This window comes from Trinickia fusca (genome assembly GCF_003628145.1).
Classification (GTDB): Bacteria; Pseudomonadota; Gammaproteobacteria; order Burkholderiales; family Burkholderiaceae; genus Trinickia; species Trinickia fusca.
In genome coordinates this window covers 742,913-762,413 of record NZ_RBZV01000001.1, presented here as the reverse complement: position 1 = coordinate 762,413, position 19,501 = coordinate 742,913, and the positions used below count along the sequence as shown (strand labels likewise).

Genomic DNA, 19,501 nt, shown 5'->3' with positions numbered 1-19,501 from the left:
TGAATGCGGTCCAACGCATTGACCTGCAACGCCGCAGGTTTCGAGCAGGCTTTCCCGACAGAAGGAGCTCCAATGAAAAAGACACTGGTCGTTCTCGCGTGTGCGCTCGCAGCAAGCGCCGCGTTCGCACAAGCATCGGCACCGGTCGCCGCCCCCGCGCAAGCATCGGCGGCCAGCATGCCGGCCGCCGACCGTGATACCGCGCGTGTCGAAGCGCGCATCACGCAGCTGCATTCGCAGCTGAAGATCACCGCGGCGCAGGAAGCGCAATGGAAGACGTTCGCCGACGTGATGCGCGAGAACGGCGCGACGATGGACAAGCTTTATCACGACCGCATCGAGGCTGCGAAGACGCAATCGGCACTCGACAACATGAAGCAGTACGCCGACATCGCGCAGGCGCACGCCGATGGCATGAAAAAGCTCGTCGGCGCCTTCGAGCCGCTTTACAGCAGCCTTTCGCCGCAGCAGAAGCAATTGGCCGATACGACGTTCCGCGCAAGAATGAGCGCGCCGGGCGGACATCGACGGGGGCACACGGGCAAGGCCAGTGCAGCCGAGAAGCCGGCTGAGCAGTGATCTACAGTCGCAACCGCCGCTTACGGCAAGACCTGCCGTGAGCGGCCGCCGCACAGCGAAAGACGTGCGCGCGCAAGCGTTTCCCGTTACGCTCTCGCCTTCCTGACATTTGGCTTGGCATCATGATCGAACTGAAAGACGTCGACCTGCGCACGGACCCGGCTGCGCATCGCTACGTGAAAGACGAAACCGTGCTCGTGACGTTCGCCGAGGAGCCCGGCGAACTGATGAGCCTCGAGGGGCCGAACCGCTACGCGCCGGGTGACGCGCTCGTGACGGGTACCGGCGGTGCGCGCTGGGTCGTGGCGCGCGAGCGTTTCGATCCGAAGTATGTGCCGGCCTCGTCGGCGCTCGTGCACGGCCAAGCGGGCGCTTATCGCAACCGGCCGGCGCCGGTGCTGGCCAAGCAGATGGGCGAGGCGTTCTCGATCGCACGCTCGGCCGCCGGCGACGTCCTGCGCGGCGTGGCCGGCGATTGGGTCATGCAGTATGCACCGGGCGATTACGGCGTCGTGCAGGCGCAGCGCTTCGCGGCCGTCTACCGGCGCGCCGACTGAAGTCGGTCTTTTCGCTAGGGGCATTCAAGCGAATTCGTCGCCGAGTTCGATCGTCATCTCGCGGGGCACGGCGGCCCCGCTCGCGTACTGCTCTTCGAGCGAACCGAGTGCCGCTTCGACGAACGCGCGCAGCACGGCATAACTGCGGCCGCGCGCACGGACCGGCAGCGCCCGATAGCGGGCAAGCGCCGGCACGGTCACCTGCATGGTCAGCGTCATGCGCTTGGGCGTGCTGCCGAAGCGCATCGCCAACCAATGCGCGACCAGCGCGGCGGGGCCGTCGTCGGCACGTTGTTCGGTAAAGAGCGTCTGCTCGGGAAACAGATCACTGATCACGCGCGCGAGTTCTTCGAACTCGGCGCTCGCACATTCGTATCGGTAGGGTTCCATCGTCACGGATTACATCGTTTGCTTGGTGGGGCTCGTCTGCGCTTGTTCGCGCCGATGTGCCAGCCAGTTGCGCCGCCAGCGTATCGCAAGCATGCAGGCCACCGCGATCGCCGCGAGCCCATAGCCGCCGTCGACGAGCCACAGCGGTATCCGGCCCACCTGAAACAGCAGCGCCGGCACATCGAGCAGCGCATGCGCGACGATCGCGATCGGCACGATCACGAGGCGCCCGGCCCGCACGCCTCGCCACATCAACGCCGACAGCCCGACCTGGAACACCAGCGCCGCCGTGCGCTCGAGCGCGAACAGCGCGGCCATCGGCAGCGACAGGCTCGCCAACAGCAAATGAATGCGCGCGACCGCATCGATCGGCAGGTTCACCAAATGACGGTCGAGTTCGCCGCGGTTCGCGAGAATCGCGTAGGCGATCCACTGGATCTGCGTGAGCACGCCGACGAGCCAGGCCTCGGCACCGCCGTGCCCGAGGCCGTAGCCCAGTGCAACACCGTCACGCCGATCGCTGGCGCCGGTAGCCAGGCGCCCCGCGATGAACCGCATGCCGACGTAGCGCCCGCCTTCTTCGAACACACCGGCAGCCAGGGTGCCGTACAGCACGAACGCGACGGGGTGCGACAGCCAGGCGGACGTGGTCGCGTTGATGCCGAGCAGATACGCGTTGACGGCGCGCTCGACGATCATCGCGAAGAACGCGAACACGGCGATGCCGACGATCGTGTCGCGGCGCTCGAGCGCCATCGGCTTGCGCAAGCGCGCATACAGCGCGATCGGCAGCAGCGCGACGAACAGCGTCGCGACGATCAAGCCCCAGAGCGCGAGCGGAGAAACCATGAGCATCTTGTCGGAGTAGGGAGTAACAGGAATGCGCCGGGCAGCCTATGGCCACCCGGCAAACGTCAGTCCGAGCGCACGGTCGAGTGGCGCGCGATGAGCTCGCCTTCGAGCATGGCCTCGCGGATCGGTTCGTCGGTGCCTTCGATGCGCTCGTTCAGGAATTCGACGGCACGATAGCCGATCTGGTAGGTCGGCTGCCGGATCGTCGTCACGCCGACGAGCTCGGCCCATTCGGAATCGTCGATCGACATCAGCGCGACATACTGCTGCCAGTTCGCGCCGTAGCGCGCATGCAGATGCAGGGCGAGCGACAGCGCGACAGGCCCGTTCGCGGCGAACCACGCCACGCGTTTCTTGCCGGCCGCGAGCGTGGCATCGAGGTGCCGATCGAGTTCGGCATACGTGCGCGCAAGCGCATCGTCGTCGCCAAGATCGAGCTTCACCGTGCACCCCTCGAGCGCCCTGCCTTGCGCGCGCGCCAGCTCGAGCGCTTCGCGAAACGCGCCCTCGCGCTGGCGCCGCGAGCTCACGCGCTCGTAGGGCTGCACGACGAAGGTGATGTCGTCGAGACCGCGCTCGATCAGGTGCTGCAAGCCGAGCTGCACGGCGCCGCCGTTGTTCAGTCCCACCACGTCGGCGGCCAGCCCTTCGACCGTGCGATCGACGAGCACCGCCGGCGTACCGCCTTCGCCGAACGGCCGCAGCGTCTCTTCGTTGACGCCTAGCGCGTTGACGATGACGCCTTCGACGCGATACGTCGTCATCAGCTGCAAGTAGCGCCGCTCCATATCGAGTTCGTTCGCGGCATTGCACACGAGCGGCATGAGCCCGAGCGCATGGCAGGCCGCTTCGACGCCGCGCAGCACTTCGACGGTGTACGGATTGGTCAGATCGGCCACGAGCAGGCCGATCAGGCGATTGCGTCCGCGCTTGAGGCCGCGCGCCATCTGGTTCGGCCGATAGTCGAGACGCTTGATGGCCGCCTCGATGCGCCCGCGCAGATCGGAGGACAGCACGTTCGTTTCGCCGTTCAGGTAACGCGACACACTCGTCTTGCCGGTACCTGCTTCGCGGGCGACGTCGCTGATCGTCGCGCGGCGCGGTATGCCTGCGGCGGGACGCCCGTTCATCGTTGTGCACTGCGCATAGCGCGCAGATTCGTCTGGGCATGAGTCAACGGTTATCTCCTCGTGGGAAAGCAATGGCGGCGGGCCGCTCAAGCCGCATAGAAAAAGCGCGCCGTGGCGCGCTTTTCCGACTCGTCGAGTGGCGCATCATAGCGCAGCGCAGCACGCTGCACCACTCGCAGTGACCCTCGTCGCCCTCACCTGCTCCGCAGGCCGCTCCGCAGCGTCCTGCCCGTCAGCACCTCGGGGTTGGCCACGTTGCGCTCGAGCGCGCCCGCCAATGCCGCCAGCAGATTCTCGGCCGCACAGCGCGCCATCGCATGGCGCGTCTCGTGCGTGGCCGACCCGATATGCGGCAGCGCCACGACGTTGGGCAGGCTCAGCAGCGGCGAATCGGCCGACAGCGGCTCGCGTTCGAACACGTCGAGTCCCGCGCCAGCGATCGTGCCGCTCGCGAGCGCATCGATGAGCGCCGCTTCGTCGACGATCGCCCCACGCGACGCGTTGATGAGGATCGCACTGCGCTTCATCGCCTTGAGCTCGGCGGCGCCAATCAGGCCGCGCGTCTCCGGTGTCAACGGCACCTGCAGGCAGACGAAGTCGGCTTCGGCCAGCAGCTGGGCGAGCGCCACGCGGCGGGCGCCGAACGCGCGCTCGGCCACTTCGTTCGCGTGACGGTTCGTGTACAGCACGCGCATGCCGAAGCCGAGCGCCGCGCGACGAGCGAGCGCACTGCCGATGCGGCCGAGCCCCACGATGCCGAGCGTCTTGCCGTGCACGTCGACGCCGTACTGTGCCGGCCCGATGCTGCCGTGCCAGCGACCCGCCTTGACCCACTCGGCGAGTTCGACGACGCGGCGCGCCGTGGCGAGGATGAGCGCGAACACGGTATCGGCCGTCGATTCGGTCAGCACGTCGGGGGTATGCGTCAACACGATGCCGCGCCGCGTGAGATCGTCCACGTCGAAGTTGTCGATCCCGACCGAGATCGTCGACAGCACCTTGAGCCGCGGCGCCGCATCGAGCATGGCCGGCGTGATTTTCACGCTCGCGCCGATGGCGCCGTCGGCCCCGCTCAGCGCCAGATGCAGTGCCCAAAACAGCGCCTCATGCGAGGCGCCGAGCTCGGGATCGAGCACGATCGTTTCGACGTGCTCGTTCAGATAGGCCAGCACATCGGCGGGCAGCGTCTTATAGACGACGATCATCGGTTTCATGGCATCAATCAATCACATGGTGTCGGTTCGATCGGCTCACTTGCCGGATAGATGAGCCCGCCCGACGAATATCGACGGCTGCTCGGGTTCGGCCCTCACGGCCAGCGTCAGCACGACGGCCGCCAGCAACGCGACGCTCATGAACGCATACGACGCGGCCGGGGAGCCCGTTACGCCGTTCAGGTAGCCGACGACGTACGAGCCGACGAACGAGCCCAACGCACCCATGCCGTTGATGAGCGCCATGGCCCCGCCGGCCACGTTCCTGGGCAGCAACTCCGGCACGATCGCAAAGAACGGCCCGTACGGTGCGTACATCGCCGCGCCGGCGATCACGAGCAGCGCATACGAAAGCCAGACATGCGCGGCACCGAGCGCATACGATGCCGCGAACGCGCAAGCGCCCACGAGCAGGAACGGCCAGACGAATGCCTTGCGCGCGCGGCGCTTGTCCGACGCCCACGACGCGGCGAGCATCGCGAGCGTGGCCAGCAAATACGGCAGCGCCGACAGCCAGCCCGTCGCCACCATGCCGAGCGCAGCGCTGTTCTTGAGGATCGAGGGCAGCCACAGGACGAAGCCGTACACGCCGATGCTCCAGCAGAAGTATTGCGCGCACAGCTTGACGACGGCGGGCGAACGAAAGGCTTCGCCATAGTTGCGCACGGGCTTGATGGTGGCCTGCTCGGAGGCCAGCACGGCATCGAGCGCACGCTTGTCCGCGCGGGTAAGCCAGGTCGCCTCGCTGGGCTGGTCCTTGACGGCGCACCACCAGCAGAACGCCCAGATGACGGCCGGCAGCCCTTCCGCGACGAACATCTGCCGCCACCCGAACGCATGCACGAGGTAGCCCGAGAGCACCGACATCCACAGCACCGTCACGGGATTGCCGAGGATGAGGAATGTGTTGGCACGCGAGCGTTCGGCCTTCGTGAACCAGTTGCTGATGAAGATCAGCATGGCGGGCATGACGGCCGCCTCGACGACGCCGAGCAAAAAGCGCAGCGCCATCAACGACACCGGGTTGCTGACGATACCCGTCAGCGCCGCGCACCCGCCCCACAGCACCAGGCTGACGAACACGAGCTTGCGCACGCTGCGACGTTCGGCATAGATCGCGCCGGGAATCTGAAAGAAAAAATAGCCGAGAAAAAACAGCGCGCCGATCAGCGATGAGAGCCCCGGCCCGATACCGAGATCCCGGTTGATGCCGGCAGCCGCGGCAAAGCCGAAGTTCGCGCGATCCAGATAAGCGAGGCTGTATGTGATGAAGACGATCGGCATGATCGTCCACCAGCGGCGCGGCGCGAGCGTGACAGGCATGAGTATCTCCTGAGCATTGACGCCGGCGCGCACGCGCGCGGCGTCTGTTTCGGTCAGTGTCTCGTGCAATGTAGGCAAGCGTGCCTCACCGCCTTCGTGTTGTCGCTACCAGAACCGGTCTGTCGTTGCGCAGCCAGTCTGATACTGATGGATGAATTACAGCAACTCCAGCGCCCCCAGGCGTTCGAGCCGGGCGAGCTCCGCACGCGTCGGCAACCCTTCGGAGTCGCCGATAGCCTGAATCGCGAGCGCGCCGATGCGGTTGCCGCGCACGACGGCGTCAAGCGGCGCCCGGCCTTCGAGCAGCGCGCTGATCACGCCGACCGCAAAGCCGTCGCCCGCGCCGACCGTATCGACGACCATCTCGACCGGCTGCGCGGCCACATAGCCCGAATCGTCGGCCGTGCGGAAGTACGCACCGCGTGCACCGAGCTTGACGACGACGCCGCCCGCGCCGGCGTCGAGGTAGAACGCGGCGATGTCCTCTGGCGTATCGAAGCCCGTCAGGACGAGCCCCTCGCTGAGGCCGGGCAGCACCCAGTCGGCTCTTGCCGCCAGCCGGTTCAGTGCGATGACCATCACCTCACGCGACGGCCACAGCGTCGGGCGCAGGTTCGGATCGAACGAAATCGTCTTGCCGGCCGCGCGCATTTCGTGCGCCAGATGCAGCGCGAGTTCGTGCGAGCTGGCCGAGATCGCGGGTGCGACGCCCGTCAGATGCAAATGGCGGGCGGCGAGCGCGTACTCGGCCACGTAATCGTCGCGCGACAGGTAGCTCGCGGCCGAACCCTTGCGGAAGTACTCGACTGCGGGATCGCGTCCGTCCGTCTGCCTCGACTTGAGTTGAAAACCCGTCGCGTGGCGCGCGTCGACGATGACGCGACGCGCGTCGATGTGCTCGCGGGCCAGCGTCTCGAGCACATGGGCGCCGAACGAATCACGCCCGACACGGCTCATCCAGCCGACCTTGAAGCCAAGCCGCGCGAGACCGATCGCCACGTTCAGCTCGGCGCCCGAGACCCGTTTCGTGAAGTGCGTAACATCGGCGAGCTCGCCCGGTTCGTCGGCCACGAACAGCGCCATCGCTTCACCATAGGTCAGCACATCCAGAGGGAAAGACATCGACAAACTCCTCGTTTCTAGCGGCAGCTAGTCAAGCGACGCAGCGCTTCGCATCGTCGACGCGCGCACTCGCGTCATGCGGCAATTCGGTGCCATATGGCGGTAAATTCTCAAATGGAACCGGTTCCATTTGTCTAAGAAAAAAAAGGGCGATCCCGCTCGCCTCAAAACGATGATGACCGCGCCGCAAAGGCCGCGCCATAGTGGAAAGTCCCGAGGACGCTGGGCTTATTCGTCCGACGACAACAAGCAGAGTTCGAGAAACGATGCGGCGACGTGTGATGGTGCCCCTTCATGCGGCACGAGAATCGAAAAGTGCCGCGTCAGCGGCTGCGGGGCAATCGACAGGCGCTTGAGCGCGTCGTCTTCGTGCCGCATCGCCATCGCCGAAACGAAGCCGACCCCCATGCCCGCGCGCACGGCTTCCTTGACACCCTCGACGCCGGTGACCTCGAGCGCCACGCGGATCGACACACCGGCTTGAGCGAAAGCCTGCTCGACCAACTGGCGTACCCCCGAGCCCTCTTCGCGCGCCACCTGCGGATAGGCGCCGAGCGCCGCGAACGTGACACCGGGCGCGCCTCGCCCAGCCAGCGGATGGTCGCGCGGCACGATCGCGACGATCTCGTCTTCGCGCCAGACATGCACGCCGGTGCCCTCGGGCAGGTCCGCCCCGACGGGGCCTTCGATCATGGCGATGTCGAGCGACGCCAGCGCCCCGACGATCTCGGCCGTGTTGCCGCCGGCCGTCTGGATCGTGACCGCGGGGAAGCGCCGTTGAAACTCGGCGATCAGATAAGGCAGCAGATAGCTTGCGAGCGTCGTGCTCGCTCCGATGCGCAGCGTGCCGTGTGCGACGCCGCGCAGCGCATCGCGGTACGCATGGGCCTGACGGTACGTCTCGCGCAGCCGCAGCGCGTACTCGGCGAGCTGCGCGCCGCTTGGCGTGAGCCGCACACCGCGGCCGTCGCGGCGGTACAGCGGTTCGCCGAATTCATCCTGCAACTGGCGCAGCTGGCCCGACACCGCCGGTTGCGACAGGTGCAAAGCAACGGCCGCCCGGCTGATGTTCAAGTGCTCGGCGACGGCGGCGAAAGTTATCAGCTGGTCAGGGGTCATTTCGATCAACTATCGGCTCAGCTGATATTGTACGTCGCAAATGACGATTTTTCATAACGATATACGCCGATTAGTATTAGCACATCGAACAACAACATCGGTTCGTCTGATCCTTATGTCTCAATCGCACACTCTCTCGCCCGCGCCGGGCACCGCTGCCACCGGCGCATCGCACGGCCAGCTCAACGGCATCTTGTTCGTCGGGCTGTTTGCCGCCGCCGTCACACGCCTCGCCTCGCTGCCGGCGATCGCCGGGCTCGGTGTGAGTCCGCTCATCGTCGGCATTGTGGCCGGCGCCCTCTACGGCAACACACTGCGCGCCGGCATGCCCGCGCACTGGGCTGCCGGCGTCAACTTCTCGGCACGCAAGCTGCTACGCATCGCCGTCGCGTTTTTCGGCTTGCGTGTCAGTCTGCAGGAAATCGCGCAGGTCGGCCTGCCGGGCCTCGCGGTGTCGGTGCTCGTCGTGGTAAGCACGCTCGCAGTCGGCGTGTGGGTCGGGATGAAGCTGTTCAAGCTCGACCGCGATACGGCCATCCTGACGGCGGCCGGCAGCGCGATCTGTGGCGCCGCAGCCGTGCTCGCGTTCGAGTCGACGCTGCAATCGAAGCCGGAAAAGAGCGCCGTGGCTGTGGGCAGCGTCGTGCTGTTCGGCACGCTGGCGATGTTCGTCTACCCGATCGCCTATCACGCCGGCTGGCTGCCGCTCGATACACTCGGCGTCGGGCTCTTTTTCGGGGGCACCATCCATGAAGTCGCGCAAGTCGTCGGCGCGGCCAGCAATGTGAGCCTCGAGGCCACGCACGTTGCGACGATCGTGAAGATGACGCGCGTGATGCTGCTCGTGCCGGTGCTGCTCGCACTCGGCCTGTGGTTCGCCCGGCGCGGGTCGCATGCGGCAGCCGGCAGCCACGGCCATGCGCCGCGCAAGGTGGCCGTGCCCTGGTTCGCACTCGGCTTTCTCGGCTGCGTGATCGTCAATTCGCTGCATGTCCTGCCGGCGGTGGCCACGCAGACGATGAACGCGGTCGATACGTTCGCGCTGACGATGGCCATGACGGCGCTCGGCATCGAGACGCAGATCGCCCAAGTGCGCAAGGCGGGCCCGCGGGCGCTCGCGACGGGCCTGATCCTGTTCGTGTGGCTCTGCACCGGCGGCCTGGCGATCACGTGGGCGGTCGAGCGGCTGGCTGGCTAACCCATCCGGCTCCCCTTGCCTGTACCCGCTCAGGGCGGTCCAACAAGCAAAAGCGCGCGGCACCTCGAATCGCTCGAGGTTGCCGCGCGCTTCGTTGGCGAGCGATCATAGCGGCGCGGCATGACGCCGTACTCGGGAGGACGCATCGATGGCCTATGAGCTTCACTACTGGGATGGTTTGCAAGGCCGTGGCGAATTCGTGCGGCTCACGCTCGAACAGGCGCGCTCGCCCTACGTCGATGTCGCGCGCGGGCGCGCCGAGGACGGTCTCGGCACCGGTGCCATGCTCGCGCTCATCGAGAGCAAGACCGAACCGTACATTCCGTTCGCCCCGCCGTTCCTCAAGGATGGCGACCTCATCGTGCCGCACACGGCGAATATCCTGCACTACCTTGGGCCGAAGCTCGGTCTGGCGCCGCAAGACGACCGGCGCTACGTCGTGCACGGCCTGCAGCTGACGATCGCCGACTTCGTGACCGAAGTGCACGACACGCACCACCCGATCGCGAGCCGCCAATACTACGAAGAACAGAAGGAAGCCTCGAAGGCGCGCGCCACCGAGTTTCTCGACCATCGGCTGCCGAAGTTCATGCGCTACTTCGAGCGCGTGCTCACGCAGAATCCGCGTGGCGACGCTCATCTGTTCGGCGATGCCCTCACCTACGTCGATTTGTCGATGTTCCAGGTGATCGAGGGCCTACGCTATGCCTTTCCTCGCGCGATGAAGCGGTTCGACGCGCACTACCCGCGCCTCACCGCGTTACACACGCGCGTAGCCGCGCTGCCGAACATCGAGGCCTATCTGGCTTCGCCGCGGCGCATCCCGTTCAACGAAACCGGCATCTTTCGCCACTACCCCGAACTCGATAAGGCGCTGCGCTGAGACACCGGGCGCGCGGCCCGCGCGAGCAGGGCCTTGGCGCGAGACGCTCGCGCGCGCAGCCGGTGCTATCCTTGCGCTCGGCCGAAAACCGTCTACCTTGCCGTGCTCTCATTTCTGCTTCGTCTGCGCACCCGCGCTCAGGCCCTCTTCCGACTGTCCGATGCTCATACGATGCTCGTGTGGGCCGTCGTCACCGGCGTGCTCGGGGCATTCGCGACCATCGCGTTCCGTCACGCGATCGATTTCTTCCAATGGCTGTTCACGGGCCACTCCGGCAGCTTCGTCGCGATGGCGCGCGCGCTGCCCTGGACCGTGCGCATCTGGCTACCCGCCGCTGGCGGCCTCGTCGCCGGCGTCTTCCTGCTGATCGCGCGCCGCCACGCCGACAAGCAGGCCAACTCCGATTACATGGAGGCGATCGCGATCGGCGACGGTGTCGTACCGGTCTGGACCAGCGTGTGGCGCAGCGTCTCGTCGCTGTTCACGATCGGCTGCGGCGGCTCGATCGGCCGTGAGGGACCGATGGTGCAGCTCGCGGCGCTGGCCGGCTCGATCGTGGGCCGCTGGGTGCATTTCGATCCGCCGCGCCTGCGCCTGCTCGTCGCCTGCGGGGCCGCGGCCGGCATTACGTCGGCATACAGCGCGCCGATCGCGGGCGCGTTCTTCGTCACCGAAATCGTGCTGGGCTCCATTGCGATGGAGAACTTCGGGCCCGTCGTCGTCGCGTCGGTCGTCGCCAACATCACGATGCGCGAGTTCGCCGGCTACCGGCCGCCGTACGAAATGCCCGAATTTCCGGCCATTGCCGGCGTCGAAGTGCTGCTGTTCGTCGCCCTCGGCTTTCTGTGCGGCGCGGTGGCGCCGCAGTTTCTGCACCTGCTCGACGCCTCACGCGCCCAGTTCAAGCGCCTGCCGTTGCCGCTGCCAGTACGGCTCGCGCTGGGCGGGCTGGTGGTCGGCATCGTGTCGGTGTGGGTCCCCGAGGTCTGGGGCAACGGCTACAGCGTCGTCAATGCGATCCTGCATTCGCCCTGGACGTGGACCGCGCTGCTCGTCGTGCTCGGCTGCAAGCTCATCGCGACGGCGGCCACCGTAGGCTCGGGCGCCGTCGGCGGCGTGTTCACGCCGACGCTGTTCGTCGGCGCGACGCTGGGCTCGCTGTTCGGCCTCGTCGCCCATGCGATCTGGCCGCACGGCACCTCGGGGGCGTTCGCCTATGCAATGGTCGGCATGGGCGCCTTCCTCGCGGGCGCGACGCAGGCACCGCTGATGGCGATTCTGATGATCTTCGAGATGACGCTCAGCTATCAGGTGGTGTTGCCGCTGATGCTCTCGTGCGTCGTCGCCTATTTCGTCTCGCGCGCGATCGGCAAGACATCGATGTACGAAATCACGCTGCGCCGCCATGCCGACGAGCAGGAGCGCATCCGGCTGCGCGAGACGCAGATGCACGAGCTCATCAAGCCGGCCGAGACGATCGTGCCGCTCGACGCGAGCGTGCACGACATGACACGCGTGTTTCTCGAATACCCGGTGAAGTACCTGTACGTCACCGACGAAGCGGCGTGCTTTCGCGGTGTCGTCGCGCTCAAGGACATCACGTCCGACCTGCTCGAGAAGCGCGATACGTCGTCGCGCACGGCGGCCGATTACTTGCAGCCCCAATTCGCGGTGCTGACCCCCGACATGCCGATCGGCGAGGCATTGCAGCACTTTCTCGCCTTCCAGGGGGAGCGGCTGCCCGTCGTCGCGAGCCTGGAAGCGCCCAAGCTGCTCGGGGCCGTGTACAAGACGTCGCTGCTCGACGCCTACCGTCGGATGAATCCGGCTACCTGAATCACGAGAGGACAGACGCGTCGGTGCTTGCGCGACGCGCGTCCTCGCGCAGCACCCGATGGCAAAGCGTGGCATATTTTCTACAATGAAAACCACGCCGCAGGGCGTGGCGCGCCTTGCACGAGGCGCGTCGAATCGACGCCCCTGCGCCGGCCATTCGATCCGGAGCGAAGATGAGCGAACCATCCCTCGATGCTGTGCGCCGCGACCATGCTGGTTGGATTTTCGTCCACATCGAAGGTGAACCGTACGACCGTGGCGAGCAGCATGGGCAGTTGCTTGCGACCGAAATCCAGAACGCCATTCGCACAGCCAAGTACCTGGCGCGGTGGGATACCGGTGAAGACTTCGAGACGTTCACGAAGGCTGCGCTTGCGCAGTTTTCCTCCCGGCTCGACAGCGAATTCACCGACGAAATCCAGGGCATCGCCGACGGCGCCAAGCTGCGCTTCGAAGAGGTACTGGCCTGGAACGGCTACATGGACCTGCTGCAGAGCTGGTGGCCGAGCCAGGCCGCCGCGCGCGATCCGCAACTCGGCATGAAGCCGTGGCGCGGCCGGCGCGGACACCACTGCAGCGCCTTCATCGCCACAGGCAGCGCCACACGCGACGGCCGTATCGTCATGGCGCACAACTCGTGGGACCGCTATGCGGCCGGCGACGCATTCAATGTCGTCTTCGACATCGTGCCGGACTCGGGCAACCGCATCCTCATGCAAGGCCTGCCCGGCTGCATCTCGAGCCTGACCGATTTCTGGCTGACCTCGGCCGGCCTGATGGTCACGGAGACGACGATCTCGAATTTCGTCGGCTACCACGCAGCCGGCGCGCCCGAGTTCTACCGCTCACGCCGGGCGACACAGTACGCGAACAGTATCCGCGACTGGTGCGAGATGTTCTCGATCTCGAACAACGGCGGCTATGTGAACAGCTGGCTGCTCGGCGATACCAAGACCGGCGAGATCGCGCGCTACGAACTGGGACTGCACTCCTCGGCCTTCGAGAGCACGAAGGATGGTTTCTATAGCGGCTACAACACGGCGACGGATTTGAAGATCCGCAATCAGGAATGCCTCGGCGAAGGCGAGGACTACACCGACGTACGCAAGAACGGCGCACGACGCCTGCGTTTCATGCAACTTGCCGAAATGCATCATGGCCGTATCGACATCGACGTGGCCAAGGAGATGATGGCCGATCATCACGACGTCTATCTCGATCGCAGTGACAACCCCTGCTCGCGCACGATATGCGGGCATCTGGAGCTCGACGACGCGCGCTTCGGCGGCTCCGATCAGGGACCCTTCAACCCGTGGGGGGCGAACGACGGGAAAGTGGTCGACAGTGAAATGGCGCGCGATCTGGCTTTCTGGGCACGGTGGGGCCATCCCTGCGGGCGGCCGTTCGATGCTCAGGCGTTCATGAAGCGGCATCCGCAGTGGAATTGGCTCAACGGCTATATGCGCGACCGGCCCTCGTGGCCGTGGACGCGCTTTGAGGTGCTGCGTTAGGCACGCGGCGTGCTGATCGGTTGACTTTGGACCGATTCATCGGCGGCACGTCGCAACGAGAAGGAGGTCGAGCGATGAAAGTCTCGACGATCACCACCATGGCATTGCTTTCGGCTTCGTGCTTCGCCGCGCCGATTCACACGACTGCGTTCGACAGCCTCACCGCGCGTGCCGCTCTGGCCGCGGCGCGCGCCAATGCGGCGCCCGTCGCTCCGCCCGCCCCCGACGTGGCCGCGCAGCTGCGCACGGGGCGCGAGCACTGGACGCGCCTTGCCCTGCCCAAGCAGCACGGGCTCGCCAGTCGCTTCGCCGCGCACGAACGGCAGGCTCAGACCTGATCCATCATGAGGACATCCACGCCATGACGACGCCGGGAGATCCAAGCGAGCCGATCGATCTGCAAATCGCCGATATCCTGCGTGCCGTGCCCTATCCCGCCAACAAGGACCGCATCGTGGAGATCGCACGCGATGCGGGCGCCAGCAATGAACTGCTGGCGATCCTCGACGGCCTGCCCGAACAGGACTATGCGGACGTCGACGCGGTCACGCGCCTGATCGGCAGCAACTACGGGCCCGGCCTCGGGCTTTGAATGCGCGCTCGCGTCAGCTTCGGCTTCGGCTTGCGCCCCGGCTTCAGCTGAACATCACGCGCGAGAAAAAGCCCGCCAGCACCGATTCGATGAGGTCTTCGTTGATCTCTTGTGGATCGGTCATACGGAAAAACTGCACGCCGTCGCACAAGCTCATGAGCCCTAGCGCGAGCGTCTCCGCCGGCAACTGGAGCGGCGTGCCCGCACGCTCCGAAAAGAGCCGGATGTAATTGGCGAGGTAGTCGCGCTTCTCTTTCGTGAACGCGCTGAAGCGCGTGCGGAACTTGGCGTCGCGGATCGCGAGCAGCTTGGCTTCCACCCACAGCAGAAAGCAAGCGTCCTCGTCGCGAAAGAACTGGCTGTACAGTGCGATAGCACGCGCCTGCATCTGCTCGCGCGTCGCCCCTTCGTCGAAAATCGCCTGCAGATCGCGATCCATGCGCTCGTGGTCGCGCTGCAGCAATTCCATCAGCAGCTCGGGCTTGCTGCGAAAGTTCGAATAGAACGCGCCGCGCGTATAGCCGGCCGCCGCAGCGATGTCCTCCACGCTCGCGGCAACATAGCCCTTCTTCATGAAGATCTTCTGCGCAGCATCGATCAGACGCTCGCGCGTCTGGTCCTTGCTCTGTTCTCTGGTCAAGCGTTGTCGTTGTTTCATGCCGTGAAGTTTAGCACTACGGCACAACCAAATTCATCTTTGCATTCAGATACAACACTGTATTAGAATGCATCGGCAAATGCAAAATGAATGGTCCGCGCGTGTTCGATTTTTGGCGCGGGAGCCTTGTCTGGTAAGGCTTTAAGCTTGCCACCACCGTTTCACCCCACCTCTCCGAGGTCATCGTGATGTGTTCCGATCCTGACGTGCCGCGTGCGGCTCGTGTGTCCAGCAACCTGGCCATTGACCGCTTGCCGCGCGCCCTGCGCCTCGCAAGCGCCTGCCTTGCAGCGTCGACGGCATTCGCGCTCGCCGGCTGCCATCAACGCCCGCAAGCTGCGCCGCCAGCCAAACCCGTCGTCGCGGTCGCCGTGCATCCGGATGGCCGCATAGCCGAAGCCTCGCTGCCCGGCGAGATCCAGGCGCGCTACGTGACGCCGCTGTCGTTCCGCGTCGGCGGCAAGATCGTCGATCGCTACGTGCGGCTCGGCGATGCGGTGAAGACAGGCCAGATCGTCGCGCGGCTCGATCAGGCCGATGCACAGAAGAACCTCGCGAACGCCCAAGCGCAGTTCGACGCCGCCCAGCACCGTCTCGTCTACGCCAAGCAGCAGCTCGACCGCGATACTGCGCAGGCGCACGAGAATCTGATCGCACCCGCACAGCTCGAGCAGACCCAGGACGCCTATGCGGCGGCCAGTGCACAGCGCGATTCGGCGCAGTCGCAGCTCGCGCTCGCGAAGGACCAGCTCGGCTACACCACGCTCACGGCCGACCATGCCGGCTCGATCACGGCCGAAGACGCCGACACGGGACAGAACGTCACGGCCGGCCAGGCCGTCTATAACTTCGCGTGGAGCGGCGACATCGACGTCGTCTGTGACGCGCCCGAGCGCGAGCTGCCGCAACTGGCGGTCGGCCGCACGGCCACCGTCACGCTGCCCGCATTGCCGGGCAAACAGTTGAGCGCACACGTGCGTGAGGTCGCGCCGGCTGCCGATCCGCAAAGCCGCACTTATCGCGTCAAGCTCACGCTGGCGGCGCCCGATGCCTCGATCCGCCTCGGCATGACGGCCAATGTCGCGTTCGCGGCCGCCGACGAGACGGCCGGCGCGCATCCGTACACGCTGCCGGCCACTGCGCTGTTTCACCAGGGCGATGCGCCAGCCGTGTGGGTGGTGCGCGCCGGCACCGACACGCTCGAATTGCGCCCCGTGCGCGTTGCGCGCTACGACGAGCGCACCGTCTCCGTCACGAGCGGCTTGAACGACGGCGAACGCGTCGTGCTGCAAGGCGTGCACACCGTGAGCGCCGGCCAGCATGTGCGCGCGGTCCCCCCGCTGCATCCGGAGGACTTCGCGTCATGAGTACCCATGATCACGACGGCGTGCGTACGCCGTCGAGCGTCGCCGCCGACACGGCTGCGTCCCCCGAAGAAGGCCGCTTCAATCTGTCCGCCTGGGCACTTCGCCATCAGGCACTCGTCGTCTTTTTGATCACGCTGGCCACGCTGGCCGGCATCCTCGCCTATTCGCGGCTGTCGCAATCGGAAGACCCGCCGTTCACGTTCCGCGTGATGGTGATTCGTACGCTGTGGCCCGGCGCGACCGCGCGCCAGGTGCAGGAGCAGATCACCGACCGCATCGGCCGCAAACTGCAGGAGACGCCCGCCATCGACTTTCAGCGCAGCTATTCGCGGCCGGGCGAGTCGATGATCTTCTTCACGATGAAGGACTCGGCGCCCGCCAAGGATGTGCCGGAGACCTGGTACCAGGTGCGCAAGAAAGTCGGCGACATCGCCGCGACGCTGCCGCCCGGCGTCGTCGGGCCTTTTTTCAACGACGAGTTCGGCGACGTTTACACGAACGTCTACACACTCGACGGCGACGGCTTTTCGCCGGCGCAGCTGCACGACTACGCCGACGAGCTACGCACGGTGCTGTTGCGCGTGCCTGGCGTCGCGAAGGTCGACTACTTCGGTGATCCCGATCAGCACGTCTACATCGAGATCTCGAACGCACAGCTCACGCGCCTGAACGTGTCGCCGCAGCAGCTCGCGGAGGCGATCAACGCACAGAACGCCGTCGTGTCGGCCGGCACCGTCACGACGGCCGACGACCGTGTATTCGTGCGGCCCAATGGTCAGTTCAACGACGTGCGCGCGCTCGCCGACATGCTGATCAGCATCAACCACCGCACGTTCCGCCTCGGCGACATCGCCACGATCAAGCGCGGCTACGACGATCCGCTCTCGACGCAAATGCGCGCGAACGGCCACGCGGTGCTCGGCATCGGCGTGACGATGCAGCCCGGCGGCGACGTCGTGCGCCTCGGGCACGCGCTCGATGCCCAATCCGTCGAACTGCGCGCGCACTTGCCGGCCGGCTTGAAGCTCACCGAGGTCGCGAGCATGCCGCATGCGGTGTCGCATTCGGTCGACGATTTTCTCGAGGCGGTCGGCGAGGCTGTCGCGATCGTGCTGATCGTCAGCCTCGTGTCACTGGGCGTGCGGACGGGCATGGTCGTCGTGATCTCGATTCCGATCGTGTTGGCCGTCACCGCGCTGTGCATGTATCTGTTCGACATCGGCCTGCACAAAGTCTCGCTGGGCACGCTCGTGCTCGCGCTGGGCCTGCTCGTCGACGATGCGATCATCGCCGTCGAGATGATGGCCGTGAAGCTCGAGCAAGGCGCCAAGCGCGCCAAAGCCGCCGCATTCGCCTACACGAGCACGGCGTTTCCGATGCTCACGGGCACGCTCGTGACGGTGTCGGGCTTTTTGCCGATCGCGCTCGCCAAATCGAGCACCGGCGAATACACGCGCTCGATCTTCGAGGTGTCGGCCATTGCCCTGATCGCGTCTTGGTTCGCGGCCGTCGTGCTGATCCCGCTGCTCGGCTATCACATGCTGCCCGAACGCAAGCGCGCCCACGGCGAGGCGCACGATCACGAGCACGACATCTACGACACGCGTTTCTACAGGCGCCTGTCGGTGTGGATCACCTGGTGCGTCGAGCGCCGCTTCGTCGTGCTCGGCATCACGGCGGCGCTGTTCGTTTGCGCGCTGGCCGCGTTCTCACTCGTGCCGCAGCAGTTCTTCCCGAGCTCGGATCGGCCCGAGTTGCTGATCGACGTGCGGTTGCCCGAAGGCGCCTCGTTCGATGCGACGCTGCGCGAGTCCAAGCGCCTCGAGAAGACGCTCGACGGCCGGCCCGAGATCGATCACTTCGTCGACTTCGTCGGCACGGGCGCGCCGCGCTTCTATCTGCCGCTCGATCAGCAGCTGCCGCAGCCGAACTTCGCGCAGTTCGTCGTGACGGCCAAGTCCGTCGAGGACCGCGAGAAGCTCGCACGCTGGCTGGATACGACGCTCGAGAACGACTTCCCGGCCGTGCGCACGCGCCTGTCGCGCCTCGAGAACGGCCCGCCCGTGGGCTATCCCGTGCAGTTTCGCGTGAGCGGCGACGACATCGCCACCGTCCGCGGAATCGCCGAGAAGGTCGCCGCCACGATGCGCGCCGATGCGCGCACGCGCAACGTGCAGTTCGACTGGGACGAGCCCGGCGAACGCTCGGTCTCGTTCGAGATCGACCAGCAGAAAGCGCGCGCGCTCGGCGTCACGTCACAAGACGTGTCGAGCTTCCTCGCGATGACGTTGTCGGGCTATACCGTCACGCAATACCGCGAACGCGACAAGCTGATCAGCGTCGATCTGCGCGCGCCCAAAGCAGCGCGCGTCGATCCGGCCAAGCTCGCGAGTCTCGCGATGCCGACGCCCAATGGCCCCGTGCCGCTCGGTTCGCTCGGACACGTGCGCAACGCGCTCGAATACGGCGTCGTCTGGGAACGTGACCGCCAGCCGACCATCACCGTCCAGTCGGACGTGCGCGGCGACGCGCAAGGCATCGACGTGACGCATGACATCGACCGTGCGCTCACGCAGCAGCGCGCCACGTTGCCGCTCGGCTATCGCATCGAAATCGGCGGCTCGGTCGAGGAAAGCGCGAAGGGACAAACCTCGATCAACGCGCAGATGCCGCTGATGGCGATCGCCGTGCTCACGCTGCTGATGATTCAGCTGCAAAGCTTCGCTCGCGTGCTGATGGTCGTGCTGACGGCCCCGCTCGGCCTCATCGGCGTCGTCGCGACGCTGCTGCTGTTCGGCAAGCCATTCGGCTTCGTGGCGATGCTCGGCGTGATCGCGATGTTCGGCATCATCATGCGCAACTCGGTGATTCTCGTCGATCAGATCGAGCAGGACATCGCGGCCGGCCATCGACGCTTCGACGCGATCGTCGGCGCGACGGTGCGCCGCTTCCGGCCGATCACGCTGACGGCCGCCGCCGCCGTGCTCGCCCTGATCCCGCTGCTGCGCTCGAACTTCTTCGGGCCGATGGCCACCGCGCTGATGGGCGGCATCACGAGCGCGACGGTGTTGACGTTGTTCTACTTGCCGGCGCTTTACGCGGCGTCGTTCAGGGTGAAGCTCGATGAGCGCGATGTGCCGCCGTCGGCTGACGCCCACACTGGGAATTGA

18 protein-coding genes are annotated in these 19,501 nt (G+C 66.0%); 10 read left to right on the top strand and 8 right to left on the bottom strand.

The window, feature by feature from the left end:
• Positions 1-72: 72 nt before the first annotated feature.
• Positions 73-579 (top strand): Spy/CpxP family protein refolding chaperone, encoded by a 507-nt coding sequence (locus tag D7S89_RS03150; protein ID WP_121275488.1) that lies wholly within the window; start codon positions 73-75, stop codon positions 577-579.
• A 122-nt stretch (positions 580-701) separates the two neighbouring features.
• Positions 702-1,136 carry a PGDYG domain-containing protein gene (locus tag D7S89_RS03145; protein WP_121275486.1) on the top strand — a complete coding sequence of 145 codons (435 nt, stop codon included), beginning with the start codon at positions 702-704 and terminating at the stop codon, positions 1,134-1,136.
• Positions 1,137-1,160: 24 nt separating this feature from the next.
• Here D7S89_RS03145 and D7S89_RS03140 read toward each other — a convergent pair whose 3' ends face one another.
• From D7S89_RS03140 to D7S89_RS03110, 7 genes are all read right to left on the bottom strand, one after another.
• The gene (locus tag D7S89_RS03140; RefSeq protein ID WP_121275484.1) at positions 1,161-1,526 is read right to left on the bottom strand and encodes a DUF3022 domain-containing protein; all 366 of its coding nucleotides are present in this window, start codon (positions 1,524-1,526) and stop codon (positions 1,161-1,163) included.
• A gap of 9 nt (positions 1,527-1,535) precedes the next feature.
• The gene (locus D7S89_RS03135; RefSeq protein WP_121275482.1) at positions 1,536-2,381 is read right to left on the bottom strand and encodes a YhfC family intramembrane metalloprotease; all 846 of its coding nucleotides are present in this window, start codon (positions 2,379-2,381) and stop codon (positions 1,536-1,538) included.
• A gap of 59 nt (positions 2,382-2,440) precedes the next feature.
• A complete protein-coding gene (locus D7S89_RS03130) occupies positions 2,441-3,508 on the bottom strand; it encodes a LacI family DNA-binding transcriptional regulator (RefSeq protein ID WP_121275480.1) in 1,068 nt (355 codons plus the stop codon).
• Positions 3,509-3,702: 194 nt separating this feature from the next.
• Positions 3,703-4,722, bottom strand: a complete 1,020-nt coding sequence (locus D7S89_RS03125; protein ID WP_121275478.1) for a 2-hydroxyacid dehydrogenase — start codon at positions 4,720-4,722, stop codon at positions 3,703-3,705.
• A 36-nt stretch (positions 4,723-4,758) separates the two neighbouring features.
• On the bottom strand, positions 4,759-6,045 hold the full coding sequence (locus D7S89_RS03120) for an MFS transporter (protein WP_121276053.1): 1,287 nt from the start codon (positions 6,043-6,045) through the stop codon (positions 4,759-4,761).
• A gap of 156 nt (positions 6,046-6,201) precedes the next feature.
• Positions 6,202-7,167, bottom strand: coding sequence for a sugar kinase (locus D7S89_RS03115; protein ID WP_121275476.1), 966 nt, complete (start codon positions 7,165-7,167; stop codon positions 6,202-6,204).
• A 228-nt stretch (positions 7,168-7,395) separates the two neighbouring features.
• A complete protein-coding gene (locus tag D7S89_RS03110) occupies positions 7,396-8,286 on the bottom strand; it encodes a LysR substrate-binding domain-containing protein (RefSeq protein WP_121276052.1) in 891 nt (296 codons plus the stop codon).
• A gap of 115 nt (positions 8,287-8,401) precedes the next feature.
• Here D7S89_RS03110 and D7S89_RS03105 point away from each other — a divergent pair, with 115 nt between their 5' ends.
• The 6 genes from D7S89_RS03105 (at position 8,402) to D7S89_RS03080 (ending at position 14,306) form a co-directional block, all read left to right on the top strand.
• On the top strand, positions 8,402-9,484 hold the full coding sequence (locus D7S89_RS03105; protein ID WP_121275474.1) for a YeiH family protein: 1,083 nt from the start codon (positions 8,402-8,404) through the stop codon (positions 9,482-9,484).
• A 148-nt stretch (positions 9,485-9,632) separates the two neighbouring features.
• Complete coding sequence (locus D7S89_RS03100; protein WP_121275472.1) at positions 9,633-10,367, top strand: glutathione S-transferase; 735 nt, start codon at positions 9,633-9,635, stop codon at positions 10,365-10,367.
• A gap of 102 nt (positions 10,368-10,469) precedes the next feature.
• A complete protein-coding gene (locus D7S89_RS03095) occupies positions 10,470-12,203 on the top strand; it encodes a ClcB-like voltage-gated chloride channel protein (protein WP_121275469.1) in 1,734 nt (577 codons plus the stop codon).
• Between the two features lie 173 nt (positions 12,204-12,376).
• Positions 12,377-13,714, top strand: coding sequence for a C45 family autoproteolytic acyltransferase/hydrolase (locus D7S89_RS03090; RefSeq protein WP_121275468.1), 1,338 nt, complete (start codon positions 12,377-12,379; stop codon positions 13,712-13,714).
• A 74-nt stretch (positions 13,715-13,788) separates the two neighbouring features.
• A complete protein-coding gene (locus D7S89_RS03085) occupies positions 13,789-14,052 on the top strand; it encodes a hypothetical protein (protein ID WP_121275466.1) in 264 nt (87 codons plus the stop codon).
• Positions 14,053-14,075: 23 nt separating this feature from the next.
• A complete protein-coding gene (locus D7S89_RS03080) occupies positions 14,076-14,306 on the top strand; it encodes a DUF2795 domain-containing protein (protein ID WP_121275464.1) in 231 nt (76 codons plus the stop codon).
• 43 nt (positions 14,307-14,349) lie between these two features.
• On the opposite strand, the gene D7S89_RS03075 is transcribed toward D7S89_RS03080, so the two are convergent.
• A complete protein-coding gene (locus D7S89_RS03075) occupies positions 14,350-14,964 on the bottom strand; it encodes a TetR/AcrR family transcriptional regulator (RefSeq protein ID WP_121275462.1) in 615 nt (204 codons plus the stop codon).
• A 188-nt stretch (positions 14,965-15,152) separates the two neighbouring features.
• Between D7S89_RS03075 and D7S89_RS03070 the strand changes: the two genes are divergently transcribed.
• A complete protein-coding gene (locus D7S89_RS03070) occupies positions 15,153-16,331 on the top strand; it encodes an efflux RND transporter periplasmic adaptor subunit (protein ID WP_121275460.1) in 1,179 nt (392 codons plus the stop codon).
• Entirely contained in the window at positions 16,328-19,501 is a 3,174-nt protein-coding gene (locus tag D7S89_RS03065; protein ID WP_245982637.1) for an efflux RND transporter permease subunit, read from the top strand. The genes D7S89_RS03070 and D7S89_RS03065 overlap by 4 nt, the downstream gene beginning before the upstream one ends.